Origin of the sequence: Microbacterium meiriae, assembly GCF_040702565.1 — a bacterium.
Lineage (GTDB): Bacteria > Actinomycetota > Actinomycetes > Actinomycetales > Microbacteriaceae > Microbacterium > Microbacterium meiriae.
Genome location: NZ_JBFBLJ010000001.1, coordinates 1,417,540 through 1,437,191 on the forward strand (window position 1 = coordinate 1,417,540; position 19,652 = coordinate 1,437,191).

The 19,652-nt window shown below is 68.3% G+C and carries 20 protein-coding genes; 2 read left to right on the forward strand and 18 right to left on the reverse strand.

Going from position 1 to position 19,652, the window contains the following annotated elements; all coding sequences use genetic code 11:
- Positions 1-58: 58 nt before the first annotated feature.
- Positions 59-478 carry a rhodanese-like domain-containing protein gene (locus AB0310_RS06885; protein ID WP_187661776.1) on the forward strand — a complete coding sequence of 140 codons (420 nt, stop codon included), beginning with the start codon at positions 59-61 and terminating at the stop codon, positions 476-478.
- Positions 479-541: 63 nt separating this feature from the next.
- Here the strand turns inward: AB0310_RS06885 and AB0310_RS06890 are convergent, their stop codons facing one another.
- The 5 genes from AB0310_RS06890 to AB0310_RS06910 form a co-directional block, all read right to left on the reverse strand.
- The gene (locus AB0310_RS06890) at positions 542-976 is read right to left on the reverse strand and encodes a cytochrome c oxidase subunit 4 (protein ID WP_025105064.1); all 435 of its coding nucleotides are present in this window, start codon (positions 974-976) and stop codon (positions 542-544) included.
- A gap of 3 nt (positions 977-979) precedes the next feature.
- On the reverse strand, positions 980-2,713 hold the full coding sequence (ctaD, locus tag AB0310_RS06895; protein WP_187661777.1) for an aa3-type cytochrome oxidase subunit I: 1,734 nt from the start codon (positions 2,711-2,713) through the stop codon (positions 980-982).
- A 3-nt stretch (positions 2,714-2,716) separates the two neighbouring features.
- Entirely contained in the window at positions 2,717-3,613 is an 897-nt protein-coding gene (gene ctaC / locus AB0310_RS06900) for an aa3-type cytochrome oxidase subunit II (protein ID WP_187661778.1), read from the reverse strand.
- Positions 3,614-3,752: 139 nt separating this feature from the next.
- Positions 3,753-4,115: an iron-sulfur cluster insertion protein ErpA gene (gene erpA, locus AB0310_RS06905; RefSeq protein ID WP_187661779.1), complete on the reverse strand. Its 363-nt coding sequence runs from the start codon at positions 4,113-4,115 to the stop codon at positions 3,753-3,755.
- A gap of 66 nt (positions 4,116-4,181) precedes the next feature.
- Positions 4,182-5,585 carry a dipeptidase gene (locus tag AB0310_RS06910; protein WP_366236855.1) on the reverse strand — a complete coding sequence of 468 codons (1,404 nt, stop codon included), beginning with the start codon at positions 5,583-5,585 and terminating at the stop codon, positions 4,182-4,184.
- 45 nt (positions 5,586-5,630) lie between these two features.
- On the opposite strand from AB0310_RS06910, the gene AB0310_RS06915 reads away from it, so the two are divergent.
- Positions 5,631-6,203 carry a DUF3043 domain-containing protein gene (locus tag AB0310_RS06915; protein WP_259954721.1) on the forward strand — a complete coding sequence of 191 codons (573 nt, stop codon included), beginning with the start codon at positions 5,631-5,633 and terminating at the stop codon, positions 6,201-6,203.
- Here the strand turns inward: AB0310_RS06915 and AB0310_RS06920 are convergent.
- From AB0310_RS06920 to ftsZ, 13 genes are all read right to left on the reverse strand, one after another.
- Positions 6,178-7,215, reverse strand: coding sequence for a quinone-dependent dihydroorotate dehydrogenase (locus AB0310_RS06920; protein ID WP_259954722.1), 1,038 nt, complete (start codon positions 7,213-7,215; stop codon positions 6,178-6,180). The two genes, AB0310_RS06915 and AB0310_RS06920, sit on opposite strands and share 26 nt — an antisense overlap.
- A 10-nt stretch (positions 7,216-7,225) precedes the next feature.
- Entirely contained in the window at positions 7,226-7,696 is a 471-nt protein-coding gene (gene nrdR / locus AB0310_RS06925; protein ID WP_187661782.1) for a transcriptional regulator NrdR, read from the reverse strand.
- Positions 7,697-7,706: 10 nt separating this feature from the next.
- Entirely contained in the window at positions 7,707-9,011 is a 1,305-nt protein-coding gene (gene hisD, locus AB0310_RS06930) for a histidinol dehydrogenase (RefSeq protein WP_366236856.1), read from the reverse strand.
- Position 9,012: 1 nt separating this feature from the next.
- A complete protein-coding gene (locus AB0310_RS06935) occupies positions 9,013-10,248 on the reverse strand; it encodes a hypothetical protein (RefSeq protein ID WP_366236857.1) in 1,236 nt (411 codons plus the stop codon).
- A gap of 67 nt (positions 10,249-10,315) precedes the next feature.
- Positions 10,316-13,834 (reverse strand): DNA polymerase III subunit alpha, encoded by a 3,519-nt coding sequence (gene dnaE, locus AB0310_RS06940; protein WP_187661785.1) that lies wholly within the window; start codon positions 13,832-13,834, stop codon positions 10,316-10,318.
- Positions 13,835-13,908: 74 nt separating this feature from the next.
- On the reverse strand, positions 13,909-14,490 hold the full coding sequence (locus AB0310_RS06945) for a GNAT family N-acetyltransferase (RefSeq protein WP_187661786.1): 582 nt from the start codon (positions 14,488-14,490) through the stop codon (positions 13,909-13,911).
- Between the two features lie 53 nt (positions 14,491-14,543).
- Positions 14,544-15,464 carry an RluA family pseudouridine synthase gene (locus AB0310_RS06950; protein ID WP_187661787.1) on the reverse strand — a complete coding sequence of 307 codons (921 nt, stop codon included), beginning with the start codon at positions 15,462-15,464 and terminating at the stop codon, positions 14,544-14,546.
- A 2-nt stretch (positions 15,465-15,466) separates the two neighbouring features.
- Positions 15,467-16,039, reverse strand: coding sequence for a signal peptidase II (gene lspA, locus AB0310_RS06955; RefSeq protein ID WP_283398736.1), 573 nt, complete (start codon positions 16,037-16,039; stop codon positions 15,467-15,469).
- Between the two features lie 9 nt (positions 16,040-16,048).
- Entirely contained in the window at positions 16,049-16,648 is a 600-nt protein-coding gene (locus AB0310_RS06960) for a DivIVA domain-containing protein (RefSeq protein WP_187661788.1), read from the reverse strand.
- 181 nt (positions 16,649-16,829) lie between these two features.
- The gene (locus AB0310_RS06965) at positions 16,830-17,129 is read right to left on the reverse strand and encodes a YggT family protein (RefSeq protein ID WP_187661789.1); all 300 of its coding nucleotides are present in this window, start codon (positions 17,127-17,129) and stop codon (positions 16,830-16,832) included.
- 3 nt (positions 17,130-17,132) lie between these two features.
- Positions 17,133-17,606 (reverse strand): cell division protein SepF, encoded by a 474-nt coding sequence (locus tag AB0310_RS06970; RefSeq protein ID WP_187661790.1) that lies wholly within the window; start codon positions 17,604-17,606, stop codon positions 17,133-17,135.
- 43 nt (positions 17,607-17,649) lie between these two features.
- Complete coding sequence (locus tag AB0310_RS06975; protein ID WP_366236929.1) at positions 17,650-18,351, reverse strand: YggS family pyridoxal phosphate-dependent enzyme; 702 nt, start codon at positions 18,349-18,351, stop codon at positions 17,650-17,652.
- A gap of 2 nt (positions 18,352-18,353) precedes the next feature.
- Positions 18,354-19,508: a cell division protein FtsZ gene (ftsZ, locus tag AB0310_RS06980; protein WP_366236858.1), complete on the reverse strand. Its 1,155-nt coding sequence runs from the start codon at positions 19,506-19,508 to the stop codon at positions 18,354-18,356.
- Positions 19,509-19,652: the final 144 nt, after the last annotated feature.

Below are 19,652 nucleotides of genomic sequence, written 5' to 3' on the forward strand. Positions count from 1 at the left end.
TGCGATGCGCGACGGGAACACTCATCCGTGCGGCGCCCACGTTCCGTAATCTGAACTCATGATCGACCGTGCCGACTACTTCGCTGCCCGCCTCGCCTATGAGACCGACCCGAGCGACGTCCATGCTGATCGCGCCGCTGGCCGCCCCCTCGTCGTGGTCGACGTGCGCTCGACCGAAGCATGGGCTCAAGGGCGCGTCGCCGGAGCCGTCCACATGCACCACAGCGAGATCGCGGACAGGGCGCCGCGAGAGATCCCCCGCGACGCCGACGTGGTCGTGTACTGCTGGAGCCCGGGGTGCAACGGTGGTGTGCGCGGTGCGCTCGAGTTCGCGCGCCTCGGCTATCGCGTGCGCGAGATGATCGGCGGCTTCGAGTACTGGGTCCGCGAGGGGTACCCCGTCGAAGACGCCGACGGCGTGCACCATCGCCCGATCGACCCGCTCACCGGCATCCCCCGGATCCGTACCCGGGCTTGACCACGGCGCCCAAACGAGGAAGGCCCCCGGAGTGATCCGGGGGCCTTCCTCGTGTGCGGGGACTCAGCGGGCGAAGTTACCGCGGTAGTACTCGTAGACCCAGCCGACGATGGCGACCACGAAGATGGCCAGACCGATCGGGAGGAGGAAGTGCCCGACCGCGAGGCCCACGACGAACACGCCGGCCGATGCCGCGAGGACCAGCGGCCACCAGGACCACGGGCTGAACTCGCCGAGCTCGGGGTCGCCGTCGTCGATGTCCGACGTGAGGATGTCCTCAGGCAGCTCGCCGTTCTGCGCCTTGTGCGTCCGGTCCAGGTAGAACGCGACCATGGCGCCCATGAAGGCCGAGAAGAACAGGGCGACCGTGCCGACCCACTCGATCTGGTTCACGAGCGGAAGGCCGGGGTGAGCCAGGATGTTCCAGCCGGTGTAGACGACGCCGACGAGGGCGAAGAACGCGGTCAGGACCCACCAGATGATGACGTTGTCGCGCATGACTCAGTGGCCCTCTCGCTCGCCGGGTGCGGTGGTCGCGAACTCCGCGGCCTCCGGGTGGTTCAGGTCGAAGGCCGGACGCTCGCTACGGATGCGCGGGATCGACGTGAAGTTGTGCCGCGGCGGCGGGCACGAGGTGGCCCACTCGAGCGAGGCGCCGTAACCCCACGGGTCGTTCACCGTGACCTTGGGCGCCTTGCGTGCCGTGATCCAGACGTTCAGGAAGAACGGCAGCATCGAGGCACCGAGGATGATCGCGCCGATCGTGGAGACCTGGTTCTGCCAGGTCCAACCGTCCGCCGCGGAGTAATCCGCGTAGCGCCGGACCATGCCGTCGACACCGAGCCAGTGCTGGATGAGGAAGGTCATGTGGAAGCCCACGAACAGCATCCAGAAGTGCACGTAGCCGAGGCGCTCGTTGAGCATGCGGCCCGTCCACTTCGGCCACCAGAAGTAGAAGCCGGCGAACATGGCGAACACCACCGTGCCGAACACCACGTAGTGGAAGTGCGCCACGACGAAGTACGAGTCGCTGAGGTGGAAGTCCAGCGGCGGGGCCGCGAGGATCACACCGGTGAGACCACCGAAGACGAACGAGACGAGGAAGCCCAGTGCGAACACCATCGGCGTCTCGAAAGTCACCGAACCTCGCCAGAGCGTGCCGATCCAGTTGAAGATCTTCACACCCGTCGGCACCGCGATGAGCATCGTCATCAGGGCGAAGAACGGCAGGAGCACCGAGCCGGTGACGTACATGTGGTGCGCCCACACGGCCACGGACAGCGCGGCGATGGCGATCGTCGCGTAGACGAGGGTCTTGTATCCGAAGATCGGCTTCCGGCTGAACACCGGGAAGATCTCCGAGACGATGCCGAAGAACGGCAGCGCGATGATGTAGACCTCGGGGTGGCCGAAGAACCAGAACAGGTGCTGCCAGAGCAGGACTCCGCCGTTCTGCGGATCGTAGATGTGGGCACCGAGCACACGGTCGGCGGCGGCGGCGAAGATCGCCGCGGCCAGGACCGGGAAGGCCATCAGGATCAGCAGGCTGGTGATGAGCGTGTTCCAGCTGAAGATCGGCATGCGCCACATCGTCATGCCGGGCGCGCGCATCGTGATGATCGTCGTGATGAAGTTCACTGCACCGAGGATCGTGCCGAAGCCCGAGATGCCGAGACCGAGCATCCACAGGTTTCCGCCCGCTCCTGGCGAGAACGACGCGTTGGCCAACGGCTGATAGGCGAACCACCCGAACGAGGCCGCACCCTGCGGGGTGAGGAAGCCGGCGACCGCGATGGTCGAGCCGAACAGGAACAGCCAGAACGCGAAGGCGTTCAGACGCGGGAAGGCGACGTCCGGAGCACCGATCTGCAGCGGCAGGATCGCGTTGGCGAAGCCGGCGAACAGCGGCGTCGCGAACATCAGCAGCATGATCGTGCCGTGCATCGTGAACAGCTGGTTGTACTGCTCCTTCGTCGGGACGATCTGCATCCCCGGAGCGAACAGCTCAGCACGGATGACAAGCGCCATCACGCCACCGAGGAGGAAGAACATCACCGAGGCGATGAGGTACATGTACCCGATCGTCTTGTGGTCAGTGGAGGTGATCCACTTGACGACGATGTTGCCCTTCTGCTCCACGCGCGAGGAGCTCATCAGAGCGGCCTGACGCGCGGGCAAGGTGGTGGGACGGGAGCGGGGTGCCTCGTCGGTGCGAGGAGCTTCAGTGGTCGACATGGCTTACTCCTCTCCTTCCTCGGTTTCGGTCTTCCCGGAGGTGCCGGGGAGGTTCGAGAGACGGTCGTACGCGTCGGTGATGTCCCCGGTGTTGCCCTCTTCCTCGAGGGACTCGAGGTAGGCGTCGTACTCGTCCTGCGAGACGACCTTCACGTTGAAGAGCATCATCGAGTGGTACTCGCCGCAGAGCTCGGCGCACTTGCCGGCGTACTCGCCCTCGCGGGTGGGGATGAAGGACCAGGAGTTGTCCTTCCCGATGAACATGTCCTTCTTGTAGAGGAAGTCGATGATCCAGAAGGAGTGGATGACATCGCGCGACTGGAGGTTGATCGTGACCTTCTGGTCGACCGGGAGCACCAGCGTCGGCAGCTCGGACTGGTCGATGTTGCCTGCGGCGTCCGGCTGGGCCTGGATGCCCATCGTCCAGACGGTGTCCTCTTCGGTCTCACCGTTGTACTGGAAGTCCCACGCCCACTGCTTGGCGATCGCGGTGATCTCGACGTCGGGGTCATCCCACTTCGTCTCGATCTCGGTCTGATCGCGAGCCGTGAAGAAGAACATGCCGAGCACGAGGATGAGCGGCACGATCGTGTAGAAGATCTCGATCGGCATGTTGTAGCGCATCTGCACCGGGAGGCCGGTCTGGCCCTTGCGCCGGCGGTACGCGATCGCAGCCCAGGCCATGAGGCTCCAGGTGACGACGCCGACCGCGAGGAGAACGATCCAGGAGTTCACCCAGAGGGACGAGACGCGCTCCGTCTGGTTGGTTGCTGCCGGACCACCGTCCACGAAGCCCGGAAGAAAGCCGTTCAGCTCGGTGGGAGTACATCCCGCCAGAGCCACAGCTGCCACAACTCCCACAGGGAGTGCGGCCCAACGAAGGCGGCGTTTCGAGGGCACGATGCACCTTTCAGATCGCGGACAAGGCATGTTCAAGTCTAGAGCAACCTCACACCTGATTCATGCCAACCATGCAGGTTGAGAAGCGGAACGGCCGCCGTCACGCGAGGTGACGACGGCCGTTCGCGGGAAGAACCTGTCAGTGGAAGCTGTCGCCGCAGGCGCAGCTGCCCGCCGCGTTCGGGTTGTCGATCGTGAAGCCCTGCTCCGAGATGGTGTCCTTGAAGTCGATCGAGGCGCCGTCGAGGTAGGGAACGCTCATGTTGTCGACGATGACCTCGACGCCGTCGAAGTCGACCGTCTCGTCCCCCTCGAGGAAACGCTCGTCGAAGTAGAGCTGGTAGATCAGGCCCGAGCAGCCGCCGGGCTGCACGGCGACGCGCAGACGCAGGTCGTCGCGGCCCTCCTGCTCCAGGAGGTTCTTCACCTTCGTAGCGGCGGCGTCCGTCAGCTTGACGCCGTGTGCGCTGGTGGTCTCTGCGGACAGGATGGTGTCGCTCATGTCGCTCCTCATGACGGGCCGGGTACGGGCTCTTCGACGATTCTACCGCCGGTGGGGACGGAAGGCTCAGATCTCACGCGCGTTCATACGGGCGAGCAGCAGCGCCTCGGTCGCCACGGCGTGCCGGAAGGTGTCCAGATGCAGCGACTCGTTGGGGCTGTGCGCGCGGGAGTGCGGATCCTCCACGCCGGTGACGAGGATCTGCGCCTCGGGGAACTCCCGCACGAGATCCGCGATGAACGGGATCGACCCGCCGACACCGAGATCCACCGGGGGCACACCGTACCCGTCCCGCATGGCATCCCTGGTGAGCGCGACGGCCCACCCGCTCGTGTCCACGAGGAAAGGGTTGCCGAGGTCCACGTCGGAGAAGGTCAGCTCGGCACCGAAGGGCGCGTGTGCGCGGAGGTGACGCTCGAGAGCCTCGTACGCGTCCTGGCCGGACTGTCCGGGGGCCACACGCGCGCTGATGACCACGGTCACCTCAGGGAGCAGGGTGTTCGAAGCCGCGGCGACGCTCGTCGCATCGATGCCGATGACCGTGACGGAGGGCTTGTTCCAGATGCGGCTGAGGATCGTGCCGTCACCGATGGGCGTGGTCTCCGGCAGGAGCCCGGCCTCGTCGCGCAGCGTCTCCTCGGTGTACTCGGGGGTCTCGGCGTCCCGCGCCGTCATCCCCTCGACGGCGACGGAGCCGTCCTCGTGCCACAGTGTGGCGAGGAGCCGCACGGTCGCCATCATGGCATCGGGCACCGCTCCGCCGAACATCCCGGAGTGCGAGGCGTGGTCGAGCGTGCGCACCTTCATGGTGAAGCGCGCGTTGCCACGGAGCGAGACGGTCAGGCCGGGCGTGACCGAGTCCCAGTTGCCGGAGTCCGCGACCACGATCGCGTCGGCGCGGAGGGCGTCCTTGTTGTCGGAGAGGAACTGGGCGAAGGACCGCGAACCGTACTCCTCCTCCCCCTCGACGAACATCGCGATGCCGAGGTCGAGGTCGTCGCCGAGCACCTCCGCGACCGCGCGGATCGCCCCGATGTGCGCCATGATCCCCGCCTTGTCGTCTGCGGCGCCGCGGCCGTACAGGCGGCCGTCCCGCACGGTGGGCTCGAACGGCGGCGTCTCCCACAGGGCGTCGTCCCCCGGAGGCTGCACGTCGTGGTGGGCGTAGAGGAGGATCGTCGGCTTGCCATTCCGGGCCGCGCGCGTCGCGAGCACCGCGGGCTGACCCTGCTCGTCGGTGCCGGGGATGTCGGCACGGAGCACGGTCACCTCGTCGAAGACGCCGGTGCCACGCGCGAGGGTGGCGACGGCGTCGGCGCTGCGCTCCAGCTGCGTCTGATCGAAGGCAGGCCAGGCCATGCCGGGGATGCGCACGAGGTTCCCGAGGTCCGACAGCGCGGAGGGGATACCGGTGGCGACGGCTTCGAGGACGGCGGCGTCGGACTCGCTGGGAAGAGCAGGTGAGGTCATGCGAGTAATCTTAAGGCGACCCACCCCAGCGAACCGAGGAACCTCGTGGCCACTACCCCCGCCTCCCCTTCGACGAACGACGACGCCCCCCAGACGCCTGCCGTCGGCAAGGGACGCGCGACGCCGACCCGCGCCGAGCAGGAGGCCGCCCGTCGCCGCCCCCTCGTGGCGAACACCAAGGAGGCCAAGGCCGCGGCCCGCGCCGAGCTCAACGAGCGCCGCGCGAAGGCGCAGGCGGGCATGGCCGCAGGCGAGGAGAAGTACCTCCCCGCGCGCGACAAGGGCCCGCAGCGTCGGTGGGTGCGCGACTACGTGGACGCCGGCTGGCACCCCGCCGAGTTCGTCATGGGGGTCATGGTGCTCGTCATCCTGGCCTCGCTGCTGCCGACGAACATGATGATCTCGTTCTACGCGTACCTGTTCATGATGGCGTACCTCGTCATCGCGATCGGCGGCATGATCCTCCTCGGCATGCGGGTCAAGCGCAAGGCGGCCGCGAAGTTCGGCAACGACCGCGTCGAGAAGGGCCTAGGCTGGTACGCGGGTATGCGCGCCCTGCAGATGCGCTTCATGCGCCTGCCGAAGCCGCAGGTCAAGCGCGGGCAGTACCCGGACTGACCAGTCCCCGGTTGATCTCGCGGCCCCAGAACGGTCCGCGGTAGAGGAACGCCGTGTAGCCCTGGACCAGGGTGGCCCCGGCATCCAGACGCTCCTGCACATCCGCCGCCGTCTCGACACCGCCCACCGCGATCACGCAGAAGTCCTCGGGGACCGCGGTGCGGACGACCCGGAGGACCTCGAGCGACCGCTTCTTGAGCGGAGCACCGGAGAGACCGCCCGCGCCGGCCGCCTCGACAGCGGCCGCATCGGTGCGGAGCCCGTCCCGGCTGATCGTCGTGTTGTGCGCGATGATGCCCGCGAGCCCCTCCTCGACGGCGAGGCGCGCGATCGCGGCGATCTCGTCATCCGGCAGATCGGGGGCGATCTTCACGAGCAGCGGGGTCGCCCCGGCTGCCTCGCGGACGGCCCGCAGCAACGGCGCCAGCGTCTCGACGGCCTGCAGACCGCGAAGTCCAGGGGTGTTCGGCGACGAGACGTTGACGGCGAGGTAGTCGGCGAGCGGGGCCAGTCGGGTGGCCGACGCGACATAGTCCGCCACGGCGTCCTCGACGTCCACCACACGGCTCTTGCCGATGTTGACGCCGATCACCGTGTCGGGCGCGCCACGACGAAGCCGTGCGAGACGACGGGCTGCGGCATCCGCACCACGGTTGTTGAAGCCCATGCGGTTGATCACCGCGCGGTCCTCGACCAGTCGGAACAGCCGGGGCTTCGGATTGCCCTCCTGCGGGACGGCCGTGACCGTTCCGACCTCGACGTGCCCGAAGCCGAGGGCTGCCAGGCCACGGACGCCGACGGCGTTCTTGTCGAACCCGGCCGCAACGCCGAACGGCGAAGGGAACGTCAGCCCCAGCGCCTCGACCCGCAGGGAGGGGTCGGGCCGGGTCATCGCGCGCGTGGCCCACGAGAACGGCGGCACACCGAGCACGCGGATCACCGCCATACCGGCGTGGTGGGCGAACTCGGGATCGAAGCGCGAGAGGACGGCGCGGAAGAGCAGCGGATACATCCCTGCCAGATTACCGGTCCGCCGCCTCCGCCTTGGCGTGGTCGGCCCGGAGGTCGCCGATGGCGGACTCGAAGTCCTCGAGCGAGTCGAACGCCTGATAGACGCTCGCGAAGCGGAGGAACGCGACCTCGTCGAGCTCCCGGAGCGGTCCGAGGATCGCGAGGCCGATCTCGTTCGTGTCGAGCTGGGAGACACCGGTCTGCCGGACCGCCTCCTCCACGCGCTGCGCGAGGATCGCGAGGTCTGCCTCGGTCACTGGGCGCCCCTGACAGGCCTTCCGCACTCCGGAGATGACCTTCTCCCTGCTGAACGGCTCCATGACGCCCGAGCGCTTGATGACGTTCAGGCTCGCGGTCTCCGTCGTCGAGAAGCGTCCCCCGCATTCCGGACACTGGCGACGACGACGGATGGAGAGCCCGTCGTCGCTGGTGCGCGAGTCGATGACCCGGGAATCGGGGTGACGGCAGAAGGGGCAGTGCATCTGACAGATCCTACGCGGTGAAACGGGCCTCGATCGCCTCGCCGTGGGCGGGGAGCACCTCGGTGTCGGCCAGCGCGACGACGCCGTCCCGGACGGCGGCGAGGGCGTCGCGGTCGTACGACACGACCTGCTGCGGGCGGAGGAACGTGTACGCACCGAGGCCCGGGGCGTAGCGCGCCTGACCGCCCGTCGGCAGAACGTGGTTGCTGCCGGCCATGTAGTCGCCGAGACTGACCGGCGTCTGATCGCCGACGAACACGGCACCCGCGCTCGTGAAGACGGCGGCCGCCTCCTCCGCGTCGGCGAGGTGCAGTTCCAGGTGCTCCGGGGCGTAGGCATTGCTGAACGCGATCGCCGCCGCCCTGTCGTCCACGAGCACGATCGCCGACTGCGGCCCGGACAACGCCGCCGCGACGCGCTCGCTGTGCCGGGTGCGCGCAGCCTGCCGTTCGACCTCGGCCCTGACCTGCTCGGCGATCTCCACCGCGTCGGTCACGAGGACGGCCGAGGCCTGCTCGTCGTGCTCGGCCTGGCTGACGAGGTCGGCGGCGATGAGACGGGGGTCGGACGCGGCGTCCGCGACGACGAGGATCTCGGTCGCGCCGGCCTCGGAGTCCGTGCCGACGACCCCGGCCACGGCACGCTTCGCCGACGCGACGTAGTTGTTGCCCGGTCCGGATACCACGTCGACCGGATCGAGTCCCAGGCTCGCGACGCCGTGGGCGAGTGCTCCGATGGCTCCGGCCCCGCCCATCGCATAGACCTCGGAGACGCCGAGCAGCGCCGCCGCGGCGAGGATCGTCGGGTGCACACGGCCGTCCTGATCCGCCTGCGGCGGCGAGGCGAGGGCGATCTGCTGCACCCCGGCGACCTGCGCGGGGACGACGTTCATGACCACGCTGGACGGGTAGACGGCTTTGCCCCCGGGGATGTACACCCCGACGCGAGACACCGGCTGCCACCTCTGCGTGATGGTCGCTCCCTCGCCGATCCGCGTCACCTGCGGGGCGGGGACCTGCGCGGCCGAGGCGAGACGCACACGGCGGATGGCCTCCTCGAGCGCTGCGCGGACCGTGGGAGTGAGATCCGACAGGGCTTCCGCGAGGTGGGCCTCCGGAACACGAACCGCGTGACCGACGACGCGGTCGAAGCGCTCCGCCTGCTCCCGCAGCGCGTCCTCGCCGCGTTCCCGCACGTCGTCCACGAGGCGCGCCGCGGTGTCGAGCGCCTCGGCCCGAGCCTGGGTCGCGCGCGGGACGGCGGCGAGCATGTCAGCGGGCGAGAGCTCGCGCCCCCGCAGATCGATCGTGCGCATGTCAGCCCTTCGTGATGCCGGCGATGTCGTGGAGGTAGCCGATACGGCCGTCGTCGTGACGCACGACGAAGGCGCCGCCCCGGTCCTCGATCACGAGTGCCCAGGCGGTCGGGCCGATGCGGAAGATCGGCTCTCCGCGTTCGTCGTGCACGTCGCGCTCCGTCGGGGCGAGGATCCAGAAGGGCTGCGCCTCAACAGCACTCTGTCGCGGAGCGGCAGCCTGCGGATCGGCGTGGTCGCTGATCACCGGGTGCACAGCGGTCGCGTCGTCCGGTGTCGGCTCCTGGGCGGCGGCGAGCTCCTCCTCGGAGAGTGCCTTGGCGCCGAGCAGCGACTCGATGCTGCCGGTGTCGGACACGATCTCGGGCTGCTCCCCGCGGGAACGCCGCGAGTAGACCGGGGTGTACTCGGGTTCCGAGGTGACAGGGACGGTTCCGGTCCCCCCACCCGAGGCGTGTGCGGTGAGCGGAACGCGATCCGCGTCGTCCACGGAGGCGCCGCGGTCGGCGGTGGCCGTCTCACGGACGTCGACGGCGTCGTCCTGGTCCTCGGGGGTCGGCTCGAGGTCGGCATCGGCGATCACGGCCGTCTCATCCGCGGCAGGATAGCTCGGGAGGACGGCGTCCGCAGACGCCTCGGCCGCCGATCCACTCGGCGTCGCCTCGGGACGCGGGCGTGCGATCACCGGGCGCACGGGGTTCGCGTTGCGGTGGGCGAGCGTGACGAGCCGCCCCTGGAAATCCTCCTTGAGCCCCGGGATGAGAGGCGCGAAGACGGTGAGGACGACGAGGGCGGTGGAGGTGATGACCTGCACGACCGCGTTCCAGGGCAGCCCCCAGCTCCCCGTGGAGATGACCGCCGAGAGGGCGAGCCACAGGTTGCCGGCCCACACGCAGGCCGCGACCGAGAACGCCACGGAGGCGAACTGGTCGATGCCCAGCGAACCGACGCGACGGATGCCGTCCGGCGAGAAGCGCCGGAGGACGAGGAGGAAGACGGCCACCGTGGGCACGCCGATCGGCAGGATCCACTGGATGCCGATGCCCCACAGGGAGATGCCGCCGCTGAGCGGGAAGAAGGAGACGAGGAAGGAGACCAGCCAGACGCCCACGATCAGCAGCTCGCGCAGCGTGAAGCCGAGGATGCCGTACTCCGGCGTGACCTCGTCGTCGTAGAGGACGCCGTCCTCATCGCTGAACACCGCTTCGGCGTCCGGCTCGGGAAGATCCGTGCTCATAGTCGTCCTTTCCTCATCGGCGCACCACGACTTTCCGGTGCTCTCGACGGCTCCCGATCCTACCCGCTCACCCCAGACAGGTTGGTCCGAGCAGAGACTTGAGGTCACCGAAGAGGTCGGCCGAGACCTTCACCGGCATGGGCACCTCGAACACCTTCGCCGTGCCCGCGCGGTGCACGCGGAGCAGCACCTCGGTGTCCCCGCTGTGCCGCCGGAGGACCTCGGCCAGCTCCGTCATGACCCGCTCGGTGGCGCGCTGCTCGGCGAGGACGAGCGACAGCGGGCCTGCAGCGTCGAAGGAGCCGACGTCGGGTGCGAACGCGGACTGCGCATGCAGGTTCAGCCCGTCGTCACGGCGTGAGACCCGTCCACGCACCGCGAGGATGGCGTCCTGCTGCAGGGTGTGCTGGAACTCGAGGTAGGTCTTGCCCATGAACATCACGGTGACCTCACCGTTGAAGTCCTCCACGGTGATCATGCCGTACGGGTTCCCACTCGCCTTCGCCACACGATGCTGCACGCTGGTGACGAGGCCCGCCACGGTGACCTGATCGCCGTCCTGCAGATCCTCGGAGTTGTTGAGGTCGTGGATGGAGATCGAGGCGTGCTTCGCGAGCGGCACCTCGAGACCGGCGAGCGGATGATCCGAGACGTAGAGGCCGAGCATCTCGCGCTCGAACGCGAGCTTGTCCTTCTTGATCCATTCCGGACGTGGGGGCACCTTCGCGGGCGCCGCCTCCTCCATCCCGTCGTAGAGACTGTCGAAATCGAAGCCGATGGCGCCCTGCGCCTCGTTCCGCTTCCTGTCGACCGCCGCCTCCACGGCGTCTTCATGGATCTCGAGGAGCGCCCGGCGGGTGTCCCCCATCGAGTCGAAGGCACCGGCCTTGATGAGCGATTCGACCGTGCGCTTGTTGGCGACGTGCAGGGGAACCTTGTCGAGGAAGTGATGGAAGGACGTGAACCGCTCGTCCTTGCGGGACTGCACGATGCCGTCGACGACGTTCGTGCCGACGTTGCGGACCGCGCCGAGACCGAAGCGGATGTCGTCGCCGACGGCCGCGAAGAAGTTGATCGACTCGGAGACGTCCGGCGGCAGCACCTTGATGCCCATCCGGCGGCACTCGTTCAGGTAGAGCGCCATCTTGTCCTTCGAGTCGCCGACGCTCGTCAGGAGCGCGGCCATGTACTCGGCCGGGTAGTGCGCCTTGAGGTACGCGGTCCAGTACGACACGAGACCGTACGCAGCGGAGTGCGCTTTGTTGAAGGCGTAGTCGGAGAACGGCAGGAGGATGTCCCAGAGCGCCTTGACCGCCCCCTCGCCGAAGCCGCGTTCGGTCATTCCGGCCGCGAACCCCGCGTACTGCTTGTCCAGCTCGGACTTCTTCTTCTTGCCCATCGCGCGGCGCAGGATGTCGGCTTGACCGAGGCTGAATCCGGCGACCTTCTGCGCGATCGCCATGACCTGCTCCTGGTAGATGATGAGTCCGTAGGACTCCTCCAGGATCTCCGCGAGCGGTTCCGCCAGTTCGGGATGGATCGGGGAGATCTCCTGCTGACCGTTCTTGCGCAGCGCGTAGTTGGTGTGGGAGTTCGCTCCCATCGGTCCAGGACGGTACAGCGCGATGAGGGCCGAGATGTCGCCGAAGTTGTCCGGCTTCATGAGTCGCATGAGCGAGCGCAGCGGCGGGCTGTCGAGCTGGAACACGCCGAGGGTGTCGCCACGGGCCAGCAGTTCGTAGACGGCGGGGTCATCGAGCCCGAGGTGCTCCAGATCGAGCTCCTCGCCGCGGTTCATCCGGATGTTGTCCAGCGCGTCCGAGATGATCGTCAGGTTCCGGAGGCCCAGGAAGTCCATCTTGATGAGGCCGAGGGACTCGCACGACGGGTAGTCGAACTGCGTGACGATCTGGCCGTCCTGCTCCCGGCGCATGATCGGGATGATGTCGAGCAGGGGCTCGGACGACATGATGACGCCGGCGGCATGCACGCCCCACTGCCGCTTCAACCCCTCGAGCCCGAGAGCCCGGTCGAAGACGGTCTTCGCCTCCGGATCGGTCTCGATGAGGGCGCGGAACTCGCTGGCCTCCTTGTAGCGGGGGTGCGCGGAATCGAACATGCCGTCCAGCGGCATGTCCTTGCCCATCACCGCCGGGGGCATCGCCTTGGTGAGCCGCTCCCCCATGCTGAACGGGAACCCGAGCACGCGACCGGCGTCCTTGAGGGCCTGCTTCGACTTGATCGTGCCGTAGGTGACGATCTGCGCGACGCGCTCGGAGCCGTACTTCCGGGTCACGTACTCGATGACCTCGCCGCGGCGACGATCGTCGAAGTCGACGTCGAAGTCGGGCATCGAGACGCGGTCGGGGTTGAGGAAGCGCTCGAAGATCAGACCGTGCTCGAGGGGATCGAGATCCGTGATCTTCATCGCGTAGGCGACCATCGAGCCGGCACCGGAGCCACGACCCGGGCCGACGCGGATGCCGTTGTCCTTCGCCCAGTTGATGAAGTCGGCGACGACGAGGAAGTAGCCGGGGAAGCCCATCTGCAGGATGATCCCGGTCTCGTACTCGGCCTGCTTGCGCACCTTGTCCGGGATGCCGCTGGGGTACCGGTAGTGGAGGCCCTTCTCGACCTCCTTGATCAGCCAGCTGTCCTCGGTCTCGCCGTCCGGGACCGGGAACCGCGGCATGTAGTTCGCCGAGGTGTTGAACTCGACCTCGCAGCGCTCGGCGATCAGGAGCGTGTTGTCGCAGGCCTCCGGGTGGTCCCGGAAGAGCTGCCGCATCTCGGCGGCGGTCTTGATGTAGTAGCCGTCGCCGTCGAACTTGAAGCGGTTCGGGTCGTCGAGCGTGGAGCCGGACTGCACGCACAGCAGGGCGGCGTGGGCGTCGGCCTCGTGCTGGTGGGTGTAGTGCGAGTCGTTGGTGGCCACGAGCGGGATGCCGAGGTCTTTCGCGAGCCGCAGCAGGTCGGTCATGACACGGCGCTCGATGGAGAGACCGTGGTCCATGATCTCGGCGAAGTAGTTCTCCTTGCCGAAGATGTCCTGGAACTCCGCCGCCGCGGCCCTGGCGGCGTCGTACTGGCCGAGCCGGAGCCGGGTCTGCACCTCCCCCGACGGGCACCCCGTCGTGGCGATGAGACCCTTGCCGTACGTCTGGAGCAGCTCGCGGTCCATGCGGGGCTTGAAGTAGTAGCCCTCCATGCTCGACAGCGAGCTCAGCCGGAAGAGGTTGTGCATGCCCTCGGTGCTCTGGCTCCACATGGTCATGTGGGTGTAGGCGCCCGAACCCGAGACGTCGTCGCTGCGCTGGTCCGCCGAGCCCCACTGCACCCGGGTCTTGTCGCTGCGGTGCGTGCCCGGGGTGACGTAGGCCTCGAGACCGACGATGGGTTTGATGCCGGCGTTGCGTGCGGCGTTGTAGAACTCGAACGCCGCGAAGGTGTTCCCGTGGTCCGTCACCGCGATCGCCGGCATGCCGTAATCGGCGGCCGCCTGGGTCATCGCGTTGATCTTCGCGGCCCCGTCGAGCATCGAGTACTCGCTGTGCACGTGCAGGTGGACGAAGGAGTCGGATGCCATGCTTCGAGTCTACGTTCGGCCCCGGACACCGGCATGCGTCGCGCTCCCCCAGCGAGCGCGCCGCGGAACCCGGTTCACGCGTCCTCGCGGAGGTCCAGCCGCATGAGCACGCGGGGGAACCCGTCGAGCACCGAGCCCGTGTCCGCGACCTTGCGGAATCCCGCGCTCTCGAAGAGACGCCGCGTGCCCACGTACGCCATCGTCAGGTTCACCTTCGCCCCGGCGTTGTCGACCGGATACCCCTCGACGGCGGGGGCGCCGCGCTCTCTGGCGTAGGCGACGGCTCCCTCGATGAGCGCATGCGACACGCCCTGCTTGCGGTGCCCCGGCCGGACTCGGAAGCACCACAGCGACCACACGTCGAGGTCGTCGAGGTGCGGGATGAGGCGGTTGCGCGCGAAGCTCGTGTCGCGTCGAGGGTGCAGCGCCGCCCAGCCGACCGGCTCGTCGTCGAGGTAGGCGAGCACACCGGGAGGGGGATCCTGGTGGCAGAGCTCGCGCACCCGGTCGGCACGCGCGGGACCGCGCAGGGAGACGTTCTCCTTGTTGCCGATCCGGTAGCTCAGACAGAAGCAGACGTTCGACGTCGGCTTCTTCGGTCCCACCACCGCCGCGACGTCATCGAAGACCGTCGCCGGACGCACCACGATGCTCATGCGGTCAGTGTGGCGGAGACCACCGACACCGCGGAAGCGACGCTCCGCGGGACCTATTCTCCGCGGAGCACGTCCAGTGCGTGCTGGAAGTCGTCCGGATAGGGCGAGGTGAACTGCACCCAGTCCCCCGTCGTCGGATGCGCGAAGGCGAGCTGATGCGCGTGCAGCCACTGCCGGGTGAGACCGAGCCGGGCGGACAGCGTCGGGTCGGCACCGTACAGCGGATCGCCGACACACGGGTGGCGGTGCGCGGCCATGTGCACGCGGATCTGGTGGGTGCGGCCCGTCTCCAGGTGGATCTCGAGCAGGGAGGCACCGGGGAACGCCTCGAGGGTCTCGTAGTGCGTCACGGAGGGCTTGCCGTCCGGGACGACCGCGAACTTCCAGGAGTGATTCGGGTGCCGACCGATCGGGGCGTCGATCGTACCCACGAGCGGGTCCGGATGCCCCTGCACCACCGCGTGATAGATCTTCTCGACCGTGCGCTCCTTGAACGCCCTCTTCAGCGCGGTGTAGGCGGCCTCGCTCTTGGCGACGACCATGAGCCCGCTCGTCCCCACGTCCAGCCGGTGCACGACGCCTTGACGCTCCGGCGCGCCGCTCGTGGCGACGCGGAACCCGGCGGCGGCGAGAGCACCGACGACCGTGGGGCCCTCCCACCCGAGCGAGGGATGGGCGGCGACGCCGGTCGGCTTGTCGACGACGACGATGTCGTCGTCGTCGTACACGATGCCGAGCTCGGGCACCGCGATCGGGACGATCTTCGGCCCTTCCTTCGGCTCCCACTCGACGTCGAGCCAGGCACCGCCACGCAGGCGGTCCGACTTGTCGAGGGTGACGCCGTCCAGGCGGACGCCGCCCGACCCGGCCACCTCGGCCGCGAAGGTCCGCGAGAACCCGAGGAGCTTGGCGAGGGCGGCGTCGACGCGCGTGCCGTCGAGCCCGTCCGGGACGGGCAGCGACCGGGACTCCACGCTCAGCGCCCCTCGGACGCGGCGGCCGCCTCGGCGTCCTCGTCGGTCTCGACCGGGGCGTGGTCCTTCTCCCGCGTGCCGTCGAAGCGCAGTCCGAACACGACGAGCAAGGCGACCGAGATCATCCCGGTGACGATGAAGATGTCGGCGACGTTGAAGATGGCCGGCATCATCCACGGCATCGAGATCATGTCGACCACGTGGCCGACGGGGAAACCGGGCTCGCGGAACAGTCGGTCCGACAGATTGCCCAGCACGCCGCCGAGCAGGCAGCCGAGGACGACCGCCCAGAGGCGCGAACGCAGCCCGAACGCCTTCCAGACGATGACACCCGCCACCACCGCGAGAGCGATAGTGAAGATCCAGGTCACGCCGGAGCCGAGGGAGAACGCCGCGCCGGGATTGCGCACGTAGTAGAGCTGCAGGAACTCTCCGAGAACCGGGACCGCCTCGTGCAGCGGCAGGTTCTCGATCGTGAGGTACTTCACAAACTGATCGGCGGCCAGCACGACCGCTGCGAGAATCGCAACGATCGCACCGGCCGCCGACCGACGAAGGGGACGACGTCCTGACAAGAGGACGCCCTACAGGCCGATCGCGGAGACCGGGGTGGAGTCCGTGGACGCCGACTTCTCGTCGAGCTCGCGGAGCTGGCCCTCGATGTAGCCGCGGAGCTGCGAGCGGTAGTCGCGCTCGAAGTTGCGCAGCTCGGTGATGCGGGCCTCCAGCGTGTTGCGCTCGCGCTCGAGACGTGCGGTCTCCTCGCGCTGCTTCGCCTCGGCCTCCGTGCGGATGCGGGCGACCTCGGCCTCGGCCTCGGAGATGAGCTGGTTGCGCTTCGCCTCACCCTCGGCGACGTGCTCGTCGTGCAGACGCTGCGCGAGCTCGATGATGCCGGCGGTGGCGGTCGCGGAGCCGGTCGGTGCGGCGTCGGCGGCGGGTGCCTCGACCGCGGGGGCCGGAGCGGGAGTGGCGGCAGCCGGCTCGGCAGCGGCGGGAGCAGGGGTGGAACCCGACTCGTACGCGGCGAGCTTCGCCTTCAGCTCGGCGTTCTCCTCGAGGGCCTTGCGCCACTCGATGACGATCTCGTCGAGGAAGTCGTCGACCTCGTCCGGGTCGAAGCCGTCCTTGAAGCGGACGTGCTGGAACTGCTTGGTGACGACGTCATCCGGGGTAAGTGCCATGGGTGGCTCCTCTTTCGATGAGTTCGATTGCCAGTACCGATGTATGGCGTGTTCGTGATGTGGCGCGAACCCGGGGCGCGCACCTGGGTGCCAGCATAGCCCCCGAGCCTTGGCGTCGCGATGCCACGACACCCAGGCTCGGACAACTCGCGGCGGTTCCCGGGCGCGACACGCGGGGTGGTCAGCGGATGAACAACCGGACGATGTTCATCAGGATCAGCACGACCAGCAGGGTCAGCGCGAAGCCGAAATCCAGCGACAGCTGGCCGATGCGCAGCGGAGGGATGATCCGCCGGAAGAACCGGATGGGCGGATCCGTGACGGTGTAGACCGCTTCAGCGGCCACGAGGCCGAAACCCTTCGGACGCCACTCCCGATTGAACATCGGGATGTAGTCGAGGATGAGCCGCGCGAAGAGCACGAGGATGTACACCAACAGCATCAGATGGACGATGCTGGCGAGGACCGAGACCAGCTGCACGGTCTAGGAGTGGTCGAAGCCCGCAGACTCGGCGTCTGCGTGCGCGATGCCCCCGTGACCCGACACCGCGATGTTCTCCGGCGACAGCAGGAAGACCTTCGAGGTCACCCGCTCGATGCGACCGTAGAGGCCGAGGGAGAGACCGCTCGCGAAGTCGATGAGGCGGCGCGCATCGGCGTCGCTCATCTGGGAGAGGTTGATGATGACCGGGACGCCCTCGCGGAAGCTCTCCGCGATCAGCTGGGCGTCGCGGTACTGCTTCGGGTGGACGGTGAGGATCTCGTTCACGGCTCCTGCTGCGGGCTGGCGGACGGCGACGGGACGACGGAGCGGCGTGACGGGAGCCGGAGCCGGCTCTTCGCGGTCACGCTCACGCTCGCGCTGGGCACGGGCGGGCGCCGGCGTCTCCTCCTCGTAGACCTCTTCCTCATCGGCGAGGCCGAGATACACCATGGTCTTCTTCAGCGGGTTACCCATCGTGTCCTCCGGTTCGAACGTTTCGGGCTGGTCTTGTCACAGGTTAGCCCCGGGCGGGGCGCGGGCCCGTGATTGCGGAACCGATCCGCAGGTGTGTCGCGCCGGCGGCGATCGCCTCGGCGAAATCGCCGGTCATCCCGGCGGAGATCCAGGTCGCCTCGGGGGCGACCGATCGCACGTCGTCGGCGATCCGCCGCAGGCGGTCGAAGGCGGCCGTGGGCTCCTCATCGAGAGGAGCCACCGCCATGACGCCGCGGAGGCGCAGTGAGGGCAGGGTGAGCACGTGCTCGGCCAACGCCACCGTGGAGGACGGGGCGACGCCTCCGCGCCCTTCGTCCTCCGTCAGATTCACCTGCACGAGCACGTCGAGCACGTCGTCGTCCACGGCGGCTCGGTGGAGGGCGTCGGCGAAGCGGTCACGGTCGACGGAGTGGACCACGTCGGCACTCCGCCTGATCGCGGAGGCCTTGTTCGTCTGGCCCTGTCCGATGAAGTGCCACTCGAGGTCGAGACCGGCGAGCTCGGTCTCCTTGGCGGTGAGCTCCTGCTGTCGGTTCTCCCCCACCGCGTGCACTCCGAGGGCGTGCAGATCGCGCACCAGGGAGGCGGGGTGGAACTTCGTGACGACGACCCGGGTGATCTCCGCCGGCGAACGACCGGCGGCACGCGCGGCGTCGGCGATCCTCTCGTCGATCGCCGACAGCCGCGCGGCCAGGTCCGATGGCGCCGAAGCGCCGACCGGCATCGTCACTTCAGGAATTCGGGGATGTCGATGTCGTCGTCGGCGAAGGCCGGCTCGATGCTCGTCGCGGGGGTGCGAGGCGCCGACGGCGCCGCGGAGGGCTCCGGCGCGCTCTTCTCCGTCGCGGGCTCGGTGGTCTCCGACAGCGCCACCTCGGGAAGCGACGCGGTCGAAGGACGCGAGACGACCATCGGGTCCAGCCGCAGCGAGGGCTCGCCGCCATCGAAGCCGGCGGCGATGACCGTCACTCGGACCTCGTCGCCCAGCGTGTCGTCGATCACGGTACCGAAGATGATGTTGGCCTCCGGGTGCGCAGCCTCCTTGACGAGGTCAGCTGCATCGTGGATCTCGAAGATGCCGAGGTTCGAGCCACCCTGGATCGACAGCAGCACACCGTGCGCACCCTCGATCGAGGCCTCGAGCAGTGGTGACTCGACGGCGAGCTCGGCGGCCTTGATCGCGCGGTCGGCGCCGCGCGCCGACCCGATGCCCATCAGCGCGGACCCTGCTCCCTGCATGACCGACTTCACGTCGGCGAAGTCGAGGTTGATGAGGCCAGGGGTCGTGATGAGGTCCGTGATGCCCTGCACACCGGCGAGGAGCACCTGGTCGGCGGTCGCGAACGCCTCGATCATCGAGATGCCGCGGTCGCTGATCTCGAGCAGACGGTCGTTCGGGACGACGATGAGGGTGTCGACCTCTTCCTTCAGCTTCGCGACGCCTGCCTCGGCCTGGCTCTGGCGGCGGCGACCTTCGAAGGAGAACGGCTTCGTGACGACACCGATGGTCAGGGCACCGATCGACTTCGCGATACGGGCGACCACCGGGGCACCGCCGGTTCCCGTGCCGCCGCCCTCACCCGCGGTGACGAAGACCATGTCGGCGCCGGTCAGCGCCTGCTCGATCTCCTCCGCGTGGTCCTCGGCCGCGCGGCGGCCCACCTCCGGGTCCGCTCCGGCGCCGAGCCCGCGGGTGAGCTCACGGCCCACGTCGAGCTTGACGTCGGCGTCGCTCATGAGCAGCGCCTGGGCGTCGGTGTTGACGGCGATGAACTCGACTCCGCGGAGACCGAGCTCGATCATGCGGTTGACGGCGTTGACGCCGCCACCGCCGACGCCGACGACCTTGATCACGGCGAGGTAGTTCTGGTTCTGGCTCATGGCCGGCCTCCGATTAGTAGAGCCTGGAAGGGGTGAACCTTAAACCTCAACTAGAGGTGTAAAGTATTTCCCGGTATTGCGTTCTCTCAGATCGAAGGTAAGCGCCGCCTGCCCCTGCGCGCGCAGCGACATGGGCGTGTCGCG

Bases quoted from the DNA above. Each gene is read 5' to 3' on its own strand.
- hisD (WP_366236856.1), bottom strand. From the start codon at position 9,011: ATGCGCACGATCGATCTGCGGGGGCGCGAGCTCTCGCCCGCTGACATG.
- erpA (WP_187661779.1), bottom strand. From the start codon at position 4,115: ATGAGCGACACCATCCTGTCCGCAGAGACCACCAGCGCACACGGCGTC.
- dnaE (WP_187661785.1), bottom strand. From the start codon at position 13,834: ATGGCATCCGACTCCTTCGTCCACCTGCACGTGCACAGCGAGTACTCG.
- AB0310_RS06975 (WP_366236929.1), bottom strand. From the start codon at position 18,351: ATGCCGGTCGGCGCTTCGGCGCCATCGGACCTGGCCGCGCGGCTGTCG.
- ftsZ (WP_366236858.1), bottom strand. From the start codon at position 19,508: ATGAGCCAGAACCAGAACTACCTCGCCGTGATCAAGGTCGTCGGCGTC.
- AB0310_RS06885 (WP_187661776.1), top strand. From the start codon at position 59: ATGATCGACCGTGCCGACTACTTCGCTGCCCGCCTCGCCTATGAGACC.
- AB0310_RS06960 (WP_187661788.1), bottom strand. From the start codon at position 16,648: ATGGCACTTACCCCGGATGACGTCGTCACCAAGCAGTTCCAGCACGTC.
- AB0310_RS06945 (WP_187661786.1), bottom strand. From the start codon at position 14,490: ATGAGCATCGTGGTGCGTCCGGCGACGGTCTTCGATGACGTCGCGGCG.
- AB0310_RS06910 (WP_366236855.1), bottom strand. From the start codon at position 5,585: ATGACCTCACCTGCTCTTCCCAGCGAGTCCGACGCCGCCGTCCTCGAA.
- AB0310_RS06920 (WP_259954722.1), bottom strand. From the start codon at position 7,215: ATGTATCCGCTGCTCTTCCGCGCCGTCCTCTCGCGCTTCGATCCCGAG.
- AB0310_RS06935 (WP_366236857.1), bottom strand. From the start codon at position 10,248: ATGAGCACGGATCTTCCCGAGCCGGACGCCGAAGCGGTGTTCAGCGAT.
- ctaD (WP_187661777.1), bottom strand. From the start codon at position 2,713: ATGTCGACCACTGAAGCTCCTCGCACCGACGAGGCACCCCGCTCCCGT.
- nrdR (WP_187661782.1), bottom strand. From the start codon at position 7,696: ATGCACTGCCCCTTCTGCCGTCACCCCGATTCCCGGGTCATCGACTCG.
- AB0310_RS06890 (WP_025105064.1), bottom strand. From the start codon at position 976: ATGCGCGACAACGTCATCATCTGGTGGGTCCTGACCGCGTTCTTCGCC.
- AB0310_RS06970 (WP_187661790.1), bottom strand. From the start codon at position 17,606: ATGGGTAACCCGCTGAAGAAGACCATGGTGTATCTCGGCCTCGCCGAT.